Annotated in this window: 9 protein-coding genes, 1 other RNA gene and 1 pseudogene; 5 read left to right on the plus strand and 6 right to left on the minus strand. The window is 52.6% G+C overall.

Annotated features, from left to right (window positions below):
* The first annotated feature begins 67 nt into the window (after positions 1–67).
* On the plus strand, positions 68–562 hold the full coding sequence (locus OOJ59_RS23835; RefSeq protein WP_160956468.1) for an anti-virulence regulator CigR family protein: 495 nt from the start codon (positions 68–70) through the stop codon (positions 560–562).
* 819 nt (positions 563–1,381) lie between these two features.
* Here the strand turns inward: OOJ59_RS23835 and OOJ59_RS23840 are convergent.
* Positions 1,382–3,130, minus strand: a complete 1,749-nt coding sequence (locus OOJ59_RS23840) for a sigma-54 interaction domain-containing protein (protein ID WP_069324607.1) — start codon at positions 3,128–3,130, stop codon at positions 1,382–1,384.
* A 380-nt stretch (positions 3,131–3,510) separates the two neighbouring features.
* Here OOJ59_RS23840 and dpaL point away from each other — a divergent pair, with 380 nt between their 5' ends.
* From dpaL to OOJ59_RS23860, 4 genes and pseudogenes are all read left to right on the plus strand, one after another.
* On the plus strand, positions 3,511–4,725 hold the full coding sequence (dpaL, locus tag OOJ59_RS23845) for a diaminopropionate ammonia-lyase (RefSeq protein WP_160956042.1): 1,215 nt from the start codon (positions 3,511–3,513) through the stop codon (positions 4,723–4,725).
* A 32-nt stretch (positions 4,726–4,757) separates the two neighbouring features.
* Positions 4,758–5,942 (plus strand): YgeY family selenium metabolism-linked hydrolase, encoded by a 1,185-nt coding sequence (locus tag OOJ59_RS23850; protein WP_038632852.1) that lies wholly within the window; start codon positions 4,758–4,760, stop codon positions 5,940–5,942.
* 67 nt (positions 5,943–6,009) lie between these two features.
* Positions 6,010–6,816 (plus strand): annotated as a pseudogene (locus OOJ59_RS23855) (N-acyl-D-amino-acid deacylase family protein); the annotation flags it as partial.
* 11 nt (positions 6,817–6,827) lie between these two features.
* Entirely contained in the window at positions 6,828–7,382 is a 555-nt protein-coding gene (locus OOJ59_RS23860; RefSeq protein ID WP_160956034.1) for a recombinase family protein, read from the plus strand.
* 49 nt (positions 7,383–7,431) lie between these two features.
* Here OOJ59_RS23860 and OOJ59_RS23865 read toward each other — a convergent pair whose 3' ends face one another.
* The 5 genes from OOJ59_RS23865 to OOJ59_RS23885 form a co-directional block, all read right to left on the minus strand.
* Positions 7,432–7,698: a DinI family protein gene (locus tag OOJ59_RS23865; RefSeq protein ID WP_160956035.1), complete on the minus strand. Its 267-nt coding sequence runs from the start codon at positions 7,696–7,698 to the stop codon at positions 7,432–7,434.
* A gap of 270 nt (positions 7,699–7,968) precedes the next feature.
* Positions 7,969–8,332: a transfer-messenger RNA gene (ssrA, locus tag OOJ59_RS23870) on the minus strand.
* A 72-nt stretch (positions 8,333–8,404) separates the two neighbouring features.
* On the minus strand, positions 8,405–9,568 hold the full coding sequence (locus tag OOJ59_RS23875) for an HlyD family efflux transporter periplasmic adaptor subunit (RefSeq protein WP_087856253.1): 1,164 nt from the start codon (positions 9,566–9,568) through the stop codon (positions 8,405–8,407).
* Between the two features lie 7 nt (positions 9,569–9,575).
* Entirely contained in the window at positions 9,576–11,762 is a 2,187-nt protein-coding gene (locus tag OOJ59_RS23880) for a type I secretion system permease/ATPase (protein ID WP_160956036.1), read from the minus strand.
* Positions 11,759–13,168 carry a TolC family outer membrane protein gene (locus OOJ59_RS23885; protein ID WP_160956037.1) on the minus strand — a complete coding sequence of 470 codons (1,410 nt, stop codon included), beginning with the start codon at positions 13,166–13,168 and terminating at the stop codon, positions 11,759–11,761. Before OOJ59_RS23885 ends, OOJ59_RS23880 begins: the two co-directional genes overlap by 4 nt.
* Between the last annotated feature and the right edge of the window lie 34 nt (positions 13,169–13,202).

Below are 13,202 nucleotides of genomic sequence, written 5' to 3' on the forward strand. Positions count from 1 at the left end.
ATAGCGATAGCCAGTCATCATGGAATACCTTACATTTTTATATGTATCCACACCTCAAGGAATCATCATGTCCAGACTCCGTACTTTAGCAACGGCTTTAGTCGCCGTTGCCGCGATGACGATGTGCGCCACCCCTGTATTCGCAAACCCCGGTAACGGTAATGGTAATAGTGGCAACCATGGTAATAGCGGAAACAAGGGTAATAGTGGTAACAGCCAGAAAGGAAACGCCGGCCAAAAAAATAATGCACATACAGAACAGCGTAAAAATTATGGCAAGCCGGATCATGTGGATAGCGACATCAGCTATAACGTGGCCAGGCAGTATGCTGTCAGATATGGTTTGACGGGGTATAAATCACTGCCGCCAGGCATTGCCAAAAATCTGGCGCGAGGAAAACCGCTTCCTCCGGGGATCGCTAAAAAAAGTGTCCCACCCTCTATGTTGAATCAACTGCCGTATTATCCTGGTTATGAATGGCAGGTCGTTGGCGACAATCTGGTGTTGATTGCACTGAGCACGGCGATTGTCACTGCCGTTATTAATGGCGTGTTTGATTGATTCGCCACGGAATTGATTTGCTCTGTTGTGCCTGCTGGACGCCCGCATTACGCGCAATATCGTTCAGTTAAGTATGTATGGGGAACAGGTGATTTTTGCTCAGGGTTCCGTTCACCTCAGCCGTATCACTTCTCTAAAGCACCGATACCCGTGAACGTGCAAGGGAGGCTTACCGCCGCCTCCCTTGCATCCCTGGCTCCCGGCGGGAAAATCGACGCTGCGCGATTCATTCGTCTTATGCCGTCTGTCTGTCGGGTCGGGGCCGAGCCTGCGTCCATGCAGGCCGTCCCCTCTGCCCGCATCCCTGCGGACAGACCCGGTCAGCCGTCAACGTCTCATCGATTTTCAGCCGGACATGGGCATCGCTTCAACTCTCTGACTTTCAGTTAAATCTCTTGTGCTGTTCAGATATATTCAAATAAAAATACTGGTGGTCAGGCGCGGCTGGTCCGGCTGAAAATTGCCGACGTGTTTCCGTAAGGCCGGGAGAACCCGCAGGGATGCGGGTTCAGGGCGCGCTTTACAGGGACGTTACATCGTGCCCGGCCCGGAAGCCTGAAGGAAAAAGCGGAGGGAACCACGAAGTGGCAATTTTCCCGCCGGGAGCCGGGATTGTAAAGGGCGTGGCGGAGAACGCCCTTTACACGTTCACGGGTATCGGTGCTTCAGAGAAACGATGAACATGAGGTGAACGGAACCTTTTCTCTGGGATGGCATATTCATTACTTCCGCCAACACAGCTTGATACTTTCTGAAACTTAAGCGTTAATTAAACTGTATTGCGCATTACGCGGGCTTTTTCGTTAAGTAAGGTCAGGTTTATAACCCGTACAGCTTTATTTTTCGATAAAGCGTGGCAATGCTGATCCCCAGTTCGGTCGCTGCCTGTTTTTTCCCCTCCACGCTTGCGCCAAATCGCTGGATGACATTTTCTATGGCCTCCCTTTCCGCTTGTTTTCCCTTATTAGCAAGCTGCTGAGGCTGGGCTGTCATCGACGTTTTTCTGCTGTCAGCTGCGGTGAGCAGGTAAGGAGGCAGATGGCTGGCGTTGATCCCTGCGGCTTCCCCGCGCATCACGAAAATATATTCGATAACGTTACGTAATTCACGAATGTTGCCAGGCCAGTGCCAGGCATAGAGGCGGTTGATGACATCATCGGGAAGTTTTTGTGATGGTCGCTGATAACTGACCGAAAACTCATCGGCAAAATATTGCGCGAGGACCGCAATATCTGCCCGCCGTTCGCGCAACGAGGGAAGAACCAAAGGGACCACGTTCAGGCGATAGAAAAGATCTTCGCGAAACTGATTACTCTCCACCATCGCGTTAATGTTTTTGTTAGTCGCGGCAATAATTCGTACATCAATATTGATGGTGTTGTTAGACCCGACGCGGGTGATCGCTTTTTCCTGCAGAACCCTGAGTAGCTTAGCCTGCAGATGAAGCGGCATATCGCCGATCTCATCCAGAAACAGACTGCCGCCGTTGGCCAGTTCAAATTTTCCCACGCGGCCTTTGGGGTCGGCCCCACTGAATGCGCCGCGCACATAACCAAACAGTTCGCTTTCCAGCAACTGTTCGGGAATGGCAGCACAGTTGATTGTTACGAAGGGGGCGGCTTTACGGGGGCTGCTCTGGTGAATGGCAAATGCCACGACCTCTTTTCCTGAGCCACTTTCGCCGGTAATAAGCACACTGGCATAGCTGTTGGCGATTTTACCGATGGTGCTTCTGAGCTGTTCCATCAAGGGGGAGTGACCAATCAACCGCACCTGGGTGTCGGCCTCATAAGGCGATGGAAGAAGGGTACTCAGGTAGTCGTGCGCGTCACGAAAGATAATCATGGTTAAACGATCGTTATCCAAAGACGAGAGCGAAATTTGCTTGCACAGTACATGGTATTTCTGACCTTCGAGCGTCAGCCAGGCCTCCTCATCGCCATACAAACTGTCCCCGGTTGTTTCAATGGTCAACGGTAATCCCTGAACCTCGCGATTGAGAATGCGATCGGCTGAATGGTTGGCATGCCAGACAAGACCATCACCATCGATTGCCACGACGCCGCGGTCCATGGCATCGATCAGACGGCGAAATGCGCCCAGCCTTTCTTGCGCGCGTAAACGTTCCAGACATTCAAAAACCTTACTGGAGATCATCACGGCTATTTGCTCAATGAAAGTAACAAATTTCTCAATCTGGCTCAGGAGGGTGTCGCGCTGCGCCTGGGTTGAGCAAATAATCCCGATCACCCCAATGACGCGATTGTTGAGAAAAATTGGTGCGTTCAAATCCAGCATTTCAGAACAATAGTGGTGTTTTTCACATAACTGACACAGTGGATGTTCGCCAGGATTTTTGATCAGCACCGTTTCCCGCACCTGCAAAACGTGGCGGTAGATGTAGCCATTTTTTGCCACGTTTTCATTGAGCATATGCCGGTATTTACCGGTGCCAGCGATGCGCATTAAAGATTCATCAATGATCTCAACATCCGTTCCGGTGATGCCAGAAATAGCATCGGCATAATTGCATATATCATCCTGAATATTGCTGAGTACTGAAATCATGCTACTTCTCCGGCGCGTGTCGCATTTCTCATGGAAAATGATAAATAGGCGAACTAATCCAAGAATGATTTGCGAAAAATCAATCTACTGCTCTGTTTTAGTATGTTTTTTTTATTTTATCTTCCGCGATCACACTATTTATCAATTGTGAGAATTTATCAAAATGAAACGATAAACTAACGCGATGATATTTTTGGCTGCAAATATTGCATTCTATCTATTTAATTGAAATTTAAGTGTTTATTAATTTATTCATAAGATTTTACTCAATTAATAAAAAGCTGGTAAGCATTTTGCTCTATTGGCATTACCGATAGCGGAAATATCTCTGTATGACATCAATTGCAGGGAATGGATTACCAGCACAATGAGGTTTTATGATGCAGGAAAACTTATCATTTTTTATCAACCAGACACCGTTTACCGAACATCCGAACGCGCCGTTGGCTCCGTTTAGCCACCAGGAGTTGGTCAAGGCGTTGAATTTTCATCGGTCTATTCCGGGATATTCCCCAACGCCGTTGTATACGCTGCCGGCACTTTCACAAAAACTGGGCGTAAAAAATATCTACCTCAAAGATGAGTCGCAGCGTTTTGGCCTGAAAGCTTTTAAAGCGCTGGGCGGTTCCTATGCGATGGCGTGCCATATCGCAGAATTAGTCGGTAAAGATATCAGCGAATTACCGTTTGATGTGATGACCAGCGAAGAGGTGCGCCGCGATCTGCAAACCGTTACGTTTGCTACCACCACCGATGGCAATCACGGTCGCGGCGTTGCCTGGATGGCGCGACAGTTGAAGCAAAATGCCGTGGTTTACATGCCAAAAGGTTCTTCACAGCAACGTCTGACGTCGATCCGTAACGAAGGCGCTACCGCCGAAATCGTCGATATGAACTATGACGATGCGGTTCGCATGACCGCGGAACAGGCGGAAAAGCATGGCTGGATAGTGGTGCAGGATACCGCCTGGGAAGGGTATGAAAAGATCCCGCAGTGGATTATGCAGGGTTACGGCACGCTGATGCTGGAGGCGATCGACCAGCTGCATCAGGTTGCGCCGACGCACATTTTTGTTCAGGCAGGCGTTGGCTCGTTTGCCGGCATGGTTCAGGGAATGGTGACGGCGGCATGGGGAGAAAATCGCCCGAAAGTGATCGTCGCCGAGGCGTTAATTGCCGATTGTCTCTACCGCTCCGCCCGCTCGAAAGAGGGTGATGCCATAGCGGTGGGCGGAGATTTGCAAACCGTGATGGCTGGTCTCGCCTGCGGTGAGGCAAATAGCATTGGCTGGAAGCTGTTGCGTGATTATGCCACCGCATTTGCCTCCTGCCCGGATGAGGTTGCGGCGCTTGGCATGCGCATGTTGGGTAATCCGCTGGCAGGCGATCCGCAGATCGTTTCTGGTGAGTCCGGGGCGGTGACGACCGGCCTGCTGTCACTGCTGATGTCCTCGCCTGAACTGGCGCAAACGCGTACGCAACTGGGGCTGGATGAGCATTCCCGCGTGTTGTTGATAAGTACTGAGGGTGACACTGACCCACAACAGTATCTGGATATTGTCTGGGGCGGTCAGTACCCGGGCATCAACAAATAATTTCCTGATTGAGAATAAGAACGGAGAAAACCATGTTATCTGCAAACCGTATTGAAGAAGTGATTAAAAACTGTCAGGCGCTAATCCAACAAAAAAGTTATTCCGGTCAGGAAGGGGAAGTGGTTAATGCCATAAAAACAATGATGCAGCATTACCAGTTCGATGACATCCATGTTGATAAGTACGGCAACATTGTTGGCGGTATCGTGGGTAATCAGCCAGGGAAAACGCTGGTCCTCGATGGACATATTGATACTGTACCGGTGAACGAAGAGAAGTGGACCCGCAACCCGTACGGCGGTGATATCGAAGATGGCAAGATTTATGGTCGCGGTACGACCGACATGAAAGGCGCCGTGGCGGCAATGATCTCCGCCGTGGGTTTTTTCGGCCAGGACAATCAGCGCAATTTCGCCGGGAAAATCTACGTTGCCTGTATTGTGCATGAAGAGTGCTTTGAAGGCATTGCCGCTCGTCTGGTCAGCGAGCGCTATAAGCCAGACTACGTAATCATCGGTGAAGCTTCCGAGCTAAACCTGAAAATTGGCCAGCGTGGCCGTGCTGAAATTGTGGTTGAAACGTTTGGTAAACCTGCGCACTCCGCCAACCCGCAGGCAGGGATTAATGCGGTGTATAAAATGGCGCAATTGATCGACAAAATTCGCACCATTACCCCGCCAACGCACCCAGTACTCGGGCCTGGCATTCTCGAACTGACCGACATTAAATCTTCGCCGTACCCGGGTGCCTCGGTCGTGCCGGATTACTGCCGCGCAACCTACGATCGCCGTTTGCTGGTGGGCGAAACCAAAGAAAGCGTCATTGCCCCGCTGGAAAATGTCCTGGCAGAATTCATCACGCAGGATCCGCAGTTTAAGGCCCGTGTCTCCTACGCTGTGGGCCAGGAGTCTTGCTATACCGGTGCCACCATTGAGGGGGAGCGCTTCTTCCCGGGCTGGGTGTATGACGAGTCGGACGAATTCGTGCAAGCCGCTCTGGCTGGCGTCCGCGAGGCCGGGTTTAATCCGACCATCACGCAATACTCATTTTGCACCAACGGTAGTCACTATGCGGGCGAAGCGGGAATTAAAACTATCGGCTTCGGACCTTCGCGTGAAAATCTGGCGCACACCATTGATGAGTATATCGAGATCGATCAGTTAACCGGTTCGGCCAGCGGCTATTACAGCATCATCCAGACACTCTATCGCCAATAAAAGAACGATAAAAATCCTCTTACCTTACAGGCGGTGCCGCGCAGCGCCGCCGCAATGGAGAATAACGATGAAAACCATTTTCAAAAACGGAAATGTGATCGATGGGACGGGCAGTGAAGGCAGAATTGCCGATGTGGTCGTTGATGACGGACGTATTGTCGCAATCGGTCAAATAGACGTTGGCGTCAATGAACAGGTTATTGATGCCACGGGAAAAATTATTTGTCCTGGCTTTATTGATACCCATACGCACTCTGACCTGTCGGCGATTATTAACCCCGCGCTGTCGGCAAAAATTCGCCAGGGAATTACCACTGAATTGCTGGGGCAGGATGGCGTCGCGTTAGCACCGTTGCCGGAAGAATATATTCCGGCGTGGCGTAAAAATATTGCCGGCCTTGACGGCGATACCGACAAAATAGACTGGAAATATAAAAATACGGACGGTTATCTCAATCTGTTGGCATCACGACATCCGGCGACAAACCTTGCCTATTTAGTTCCGCATGGCAACGTGCGCATGGAGGCGATGGGGCTGGATGGGCGGCCTTCGACCCGTGAAGATGTGGCGAAGATGTGCGAAGTTCTTGAGCGGGAATTAAAAGCGGGCGCGTTTGGTCTTTCCACCGGGCTTATCTATATGCCTTGCGCCTTTGGCGATACTGCCGAAATGATTGAACTGTGCAAGGTCACGGCGAAATATAACGGGATCTTTGTGGTACATCAGCGCAGTGAAGCTGACGATATTATCAACTCAACGCAGGAGCTGATTGATATCGCCAAAGCCACAGGCGTCTGGCTACATATTTCACATATGAACGTTTTTAATAATGAACATTTATCGCTCAGGTGGCATGATTCCGGCCTTTTGGAGACAGAAAACTCATGCTTATTGGCTACGTGAGGGTGTCAACAAATGACCAGAACACAGCACTTCAGCGAAATGCGCTCGAGAGTGCAGGATGTGAGCTGATTTTCGAAGACAAGATCAGCGGTAAGGTGTCCGACAGACCCGGATTAAAAAAGGTGCTCCGGACGCTATCTGAAGGCGATACGCTGGTGGTATGGAAACTGGATCGGCTCGGTCGCAGCATGCGACATCTTGTTGTGTTAGTGGAGGAACTGCGGGAGAAAGGGGTTAACTTCCGGAGCCTGACGGATAGCATCGATACGAGTACGCCTATGGGGAGATTCTTCTTTCATGTAATGGGTGCATTGGCCGAAATGGAAAGGGAGCTAATTGTCGAACGCACTCGGGCTGGTTTAGAAGCAGCTCGTGCGGAAGGTCGGATCGGCGGTCGGCGGCCAAAACTAACGGATGAGCAGTGGGCGCAGGCAGGGAGACTAATTGCTGCAGGGGAAACGCGTCAGTGTGTGGCAATAATTTACGACGTAGGAGTTTCAACACTATACCGAAAATTTCCTGTTGGCAGGGATTAGACATGATGCAGGTCGCCGGTAAAGATTGATTCTGGCAGCCTGCATAACTTTACAGCCCAACCTGGCGAACTGTCGGGAACTCAGGCACCAGCCACATATCGGCCTCTTCAAACATATCCTCCAGCATGCGGTTCAGCTTTTCCCGATCGCTTTTGCTGGCATCGCTATTCAAGCCGTTCGCCTGCATCGGCTTCACCTTCACTTCGGCATCAGGGAAAATCTGGTGCACTCGCTTCGTCAACTCAGCCAGGATGATCTCTCTGGCCCCCGCCAACCCTTCAACATTACGCTTGTCATAAACCAGTTCAACGAACATAAAAGCCTCCGGAAAATACTGTGATTGCATACAGTATTTTTACTGTAAAAATAAACAGTGTCAAGGCGAGCGTAGCGCGAAGAGGTGATGTATTTTTGTTACCCTTAGTTACAAATAGAAAAACCCCAGACCGTGAAATCTGGGGTTCTTTTAAAGTGCACGTGCATTTCACGTACATATTTTTGTCTTTTCTCGGTCTGCCTGCTGTCTGGTCAGTGTCCGTAAGTGGCTGTTTTTATTGCCGCTGTCCGGTTGCAGTCCTATCAAAAGTGGTGGAGCTGGCGGGAGTTGAACCCGCGTCCGAAATTCCTACATCCTCGGTACTACATGCTTAGTTCGTCTTTACATTCGCCTGGCACCTGCGGACGGACACGCCACTACCAGACTAGCCTGATTAGTTTTAACGCTTCAACCCCAGGCAGGGCATCCACGCGATCTCTTTTGGGTTTGACCTCTCTTTGATCCCCGTCTTAAGAGCGGAAGCTAGGGAGAGAGGGCTCAGAGCAGGTTATTAAGCTGCTAAAGCGTAGTTTTCGTCGTTTGCGACTATTTTTTTGCGGCTTTTTACGAGGCCAACCGCCCCTCGGCATGCACCTTGGGTTTCGCGAATCCCGTCGAATCCAGAATCAGCCCCAATGTGTTAGAGCAAGTATAACAGACTTGTGACACGCGTGACCAGCCCCCGCAACCCCTAATCCTCAAGGATTTACCGCTCGCGTAGCGCTTCTTTAGCCCGATTAAACGGTTTGATTAAATAGTCGGCGATGGTTTTTTCACCTGTTTTTATATCCACTGTGGCAATCATGCCCGGTACGATGGAGAACTGGCGTCCCAGTTTGTTCTCCAGGTAGTCCTGATGGGTACGGATAAACACGCGGTAGTAGAAGATTTCCGGTTTCACTTTATCCTGAATAGTGTCCGGAGAGATGGTTTCAACTACGCCTTCCAGACCGCCATAAATGGCGTAGTCATAAGCGGTTATCTTGACCAGCGCTCGTTGGCCTGGGTGAATAAATGCGATATCACGCGGCGACAGACGGGTTTCAATGAGTAGATGATCGTCTATTGGCACGATTTCCATCATTTCGCCATTGGGTGGGATAACCCCGCCAATGGTGGTGACCTGGATATTTTTCACGATGCCGCGCATGGGCGCGCGCACGGTCAACCGGGTGACGGAATCCTCACGTCCTTTCAAAATGGCCGCCAGCATATCCACTTCGGCGTTGGCTTTAGACAGCGCTTCACGCGCCTGCACAAAGTATTGGGAACGCAGGTCAGTGATTTTTAATCCCAGATCGCTTTTTTGTCGTTGCAGGCGCAGCACTTCCACATGGCTGGCGGCGCCGCTTTTCTCCAGACGTTGGGTAATAGTCAGCTCTTTATTGACTGAGACCAGCGCGTCCTGCAGTTCCGCCATGGAATCAGCAAGCTGCGCGCGGCGGCTTTTATACAGACGCGTTTCGGAGGCGATGAGATCCGGCCAGGCGCGTAGTGAATCGGGAAAGGTCAGCGGCAGATCGTTAACTTCAGCATTAAGCCGCGCGCTGGAAGCCAGCGAGGCGCGATAGCGGGCGGCGCTTTCCCCAACGTTGGACTCAGAGCGGGTAGGATCGAGGCGCGCTACGATTTGATTGGCCTGCACCTTATCGCCCTCGCGTACCGTCAGCTCGGCGAGGATCCCGCCATCCAGCGACTGCAATACCTGCTCACGTGAGCTGGGGATCACTTTCCCGCTGCCGGTCGAGACTTCATCAAGTTTACCGAAATACGCCCAGATACCCAGCACGGCAAATAACAGCGTGCTGAGCAGAATAATGCGGCTGGCCCCGGAAAAATGGTGTTCGCGGCGGATATCCAGATCGTCCATGGCGGCGTCATGCGGATTGGTTTTCATTTTTCCACTCCCGACCGTGAGTAGGTACAGGTGCCCGACTTGCACTCAATGCCTGCGCTTTCGGGGCATCCATCACCAGTTGACCTTCTTTCAATACCACCACGCGCTCGACCAGCTCCAGAACCGGCACGCGATGGGTGGCGACAATCAGTGTACGGTTGCCCAGCCAGAGGTTTAGCCGCTGAATAAACTCCCGCTCGGTATGTTCATCCAGTAAAGCGCTGGGTTCGTCCAGTAGCACGATATTGGGTGAGCGCAGCAGCATTCTTGCCAGCAAAATCGACTGCCGCTGTCCACCGGACAGACCGTTGCCGCCCTCCATAATCGGATGCGCCAGCCCTTTGGCGAGTTGTTTAACGAAAGCCGCTGCGCCGCTGACCTCCAGCGCGTCGAATATCTGCGCGTCGCTGGCATGCGGCGCGCCAAGGGTCAGGTTCTCACGCAGGGTGCCGAAAAACAGCCGCGCATTCTGGCTGAGAAAACCGATGTTGCGGCGTAAATCGGCCATATCGATTTGCGCCAGGCTCAGGTTATCGAGTCGGACTTCGCCCTGAATAATCTCTACGCCGCCCGCCATGGCCTGCAGCAGCGTTGATTTCCCCGCGCCGTTACGACCGAGGAGCGCTATTCGTTCCCCGGGCATGATCTCCAGACGTGAGATACGCAGCGGCACGCGCTGATCGTCGCTGTGGTAGCGAAAGTGCGCGTTTTCAAAGAGATAATGACCGTGAAGAATTTCCTGATGTACCCGATCTTCATCGTACTGCGTTTCGGTGGGGAGCTGCATGATGCTGTCCAACCCCATCTTCGCTGCTTTGACCTGCTGCCAGCGGGCCAGCACGCCGCACAGGTTAGCCATTGGGGCAATCATTCTGGAACCGAGCATGGAGGCGGCCACCACGGCCCCGGTGGTCATCGTGCCTTCAATGACCATCGGCGCGCCGAACATAATAATGGCGGCGTAGACCAGGCTTTGTACCGACATGCCCCAACCAATCAGCCCCTGAGTCAGCTTGCGCGTGCGCAGTCCGGACTCTCCGGTAATGCGGATGTAGCTGTTCCACTGCTGTAAAAAGCGGTTTTCCGCCTGCATCAGCTTGATGTCCTCCAGCCCCTGAACGCTTTCAACCAGTACCGCGTTGCGCAGGGTTGATTCATGTGCGGCCTGGTTGGCGAGCACCGCCAGCTTCTTCTGTAACAGTAAACCAGGCAGGATCATCAGCAGGGCGGCGACGGGCGCTATCCATGCCAGCGGCGGGGCAATGCAGGCCAATACCACGATAAACAGAAAGAAAAAAGGCAGATCGACAATAGTCGACATGGTCGAGGAGGTGATCATCTCGCGAACCTGCTCCAGCTCGCGGAGTTGAGAAATAAAGCTCCCCGTAGAGCGAGGTACGGCGCTATTACGCAGCCGCAGGGCATGACTGAACACCCGATCGGAAATGCGCATATCGGCGCGTTTACCCAGCAGATCCATAATGTGGGTACGTGCTTCGCGCAGCAGAAAGCCAAACAGTACCGCCACCAGAACGCCGGTTGAGAGAACATACAGCGTCGGATACGACTGGGCCGGAATCACCCGATCGTAGACCTGCATCGAAAAGATAATCCCGGCGAGCGACAGAACGTTAATCAGAAAAGCGGCAACCATCACCGGCAGGTAAGGGCGGATATCCTGTAAAACCAGTTCGCGCATCCAGTCGGGCTTAAAGCGAGAAATATAGCGGTCTACCCGACTGTCTTTTAGCGCCGAAAGCGGACGCAGCGCGGTAATGCTTACGATCTCCGGCACAAGCTCTGCAACCGTCAGCCGGTTACGCTGCCCCTCTTCGGCGATGATAAAAACATCCAGCGCATCGTCACCGTTGAAATGTTCTAGCACCATGATTTGGCCGTCGCGCAGTTCAGCCACTACCGGTAAACGCCACTGGCTGAACGCCTGCTTTGTGGTATCCAGTGCGTGAAATGACAGGCCTGCCTGGCGCGCCAGTTGCGTCAGCGCGAGGGTGCGGTTTTTTCCTGCAAACCATGGAGCGTTGGCCTGGATTGCGCCGGGGGAGCAGGCAACGCGATAGTGGCTGGCAATATACGTCATCGCCTGCGCCCACTGGCTCAGGGCCTGTTCGCCAATGGCCTCTTCCGCATGTGAATCGACGTCGCTCATAGCTGTATCTCCACCGATTGAATGCTGCGGTTATTTAAGGCGAACACCTGGCGTAGCGATCCGGTGTTGTAGAGGCAGTTCAGCTGTAACTGGCGTAGCTGGTTTTGGGTCTGGAGTTCAGCAAAACGCGCCTGATACACCTCCTGCTCGGCGTTAAGCACATCGAGCAACGGGCGAGAGCCAAGATCCAGATACTGCTGTTGATACAGCTCGCGCGTTTGTTCACTCAGTCGCTGCTGGCGTCGCAGAATTTGCAGCGCGGTGGCGAGACTCATCGCCTGGCTGCGGGATTCCAGTAATTTCTGCCGTACCTCAAGCCGGGTTCGTTGAATGGAATACTGGGCTGACTCAACCGCATGACTGGCGGCGTTGCGTCTGGCGGTAAGTCCGCCTCCCTGATACAGCGGCATTTCAACTTTTACCCATGCGGAGTACTGGGTTTTGTCGAGCACCTCATGGCTGGGGTATTTGTCGTTGAGATAGTGCTGAACCGACGGCTCCAGAGAGATAGTCGGCGTCATTTGCGCGTTGGCGTAGTCGAGATTGGCCTGCGCCACATTCGCCTGCGCCCACGCCGCCAGCACGGCAGGAACCAGCTTATCGTCGGGTTTAACGACATCACAACTGCTGTCCAGTTTGCCGGGAAATTCATTGCTGATGCCGTTGAGCGAGTTCCAGCCGAGAAAACTCATCAGCGTTGCCTTGCTGCTGTCGAGATTGGCCTGATACTGCGCCAGTTGCGAACGTGCGGACTCTATGCGCGCATCGGTTTGCACCACGTCTGATAGTGAGGTTGCGCCTTCATCATTGCGTTGCCGGGTCAATCGGCCAATGCCGTTCAGAGCGAAGAGTTGCTCCTCGGCGGCGTCCACCATTTGCTGCCACGTCTGCACCTGGACTATCGCGTTGGCGGTCGCGTGGGCGATGGTATCAATACTGAGTAACACATTAGCCTGTTGTTGCGCGGATCCTGCGGTTTCAGCGCGGACCTGGCTGGCCACTTTGCCGAAGTCATACAGCATTTGTGACACCGAAATAACCAGGGCCGGGCTAAAACCGTGGTCGGTGTAAGTATTGCTGTAGCCGTTGTTCATTCCGGCAGTTACCTGCGGGTAATATTTCGATTTCGCTACGTCTATCTGCTCATTCTGTGAGAGCAGTTTGCCGATAGATTCACGAATGGAAGGGTGCCAACTCACGGCACGACTCACGGCATCGTTCAGCGTCAGAGTTCCAGGGGCGGCAGGGCTTAGCGGCAGATCGGCGACGGAGCCGTCAAGGCTTGGAAGCATCTGGCTGTTTGCCAACCCTTCCGGCGTAATAACTTGCGGCTCATCTTCGGCATTCACCCGCATGGAACACAGTGTTAATGCCAGCAGTAATGCCACGGGCATGACTTTTCCCATATCTCATCCCTTTCAAAATACAACCGTTACGGCA

It is taken from the genome of Citrobacter sp. W9 (genome assembly GCF_026719375.1).
GTDB lineage: Bacteria > Pseudomonadota > Gammaproteobacteria > Enterobacterales > Enterobacteriaceae > Citrobacter > Citrobacter werkmanii.

What these genes read in the sequence shown, in the direction of transcription:
- OOJ59_RS23875 (WP_087856253.1), bottom strand. Translation starts at nt 9,568, where the DNA reads ATGGACGATCTGGATATCCGCCGCGAACACCATTTTTCCGGGGCCAGC.
- OOJ59_RS23850 (WP_038632852.1), top strand. Translation starts at nt 4,758, where the DNA reads ATGTTATCTGCAAACCGTATTGAAGAAGTGATTAAAAACTGTCAGGCG.
- OOJ59_RS23860 (WP_160956034.1), top strand. Translation starts at nt 6,828, where the DNA reads ATGCTTATTGGCTACGTGAGGGTGTCAACAAATGACCAGAACACAGCA.
- OOJ59_RS23840 (WP_069324607.1), bottom strand. Translation starts at nt 3,130, where the DNA reads ATGATTTCAGTACTCAGCAATATTCAGGATGATATATGCAATTATGCC.
- dpaL (WP_160956042.1), top strand. Translation starts at nt 3,511, where the DNA reads ATGCAGGAAAACTTATCATTTTTTATCAACCAGACACCGTTTACCGAA.
- OOJ59_RS23835 (WP_160956468.1), top strand. Translation starts at nt 68, where the DNA reads ATGTCCAGACTCCGTACTTTAGCAACGGCTTTAGTCGCCGTTGCCGCG.
- OOJ59_RS23865 (WP_160956035.1), bottom strand. Translation starts at nt 7,698, where the DNA reads ATGTTCGTTGAACTGGTTTATGACAAGCGTAATGTTGAAGGGTTGGCG.
- OOJ59_RS23880 (WP_160956036.1), bottom strand. Translation starts at nt 11,762, where the DNA reads ATGAGCGACGTCGATTCACATGCGGAAGAGGCCATTGGCGAACAGGCC.
- OOJ59_RS23885 (WP_160956037.1), bottom strand. Translation starts at nt 13,168, where the DNA reads ATGGGAAAAGTCATGCCCGTGGCATTACTGCTGGCATTAACACTGTGT.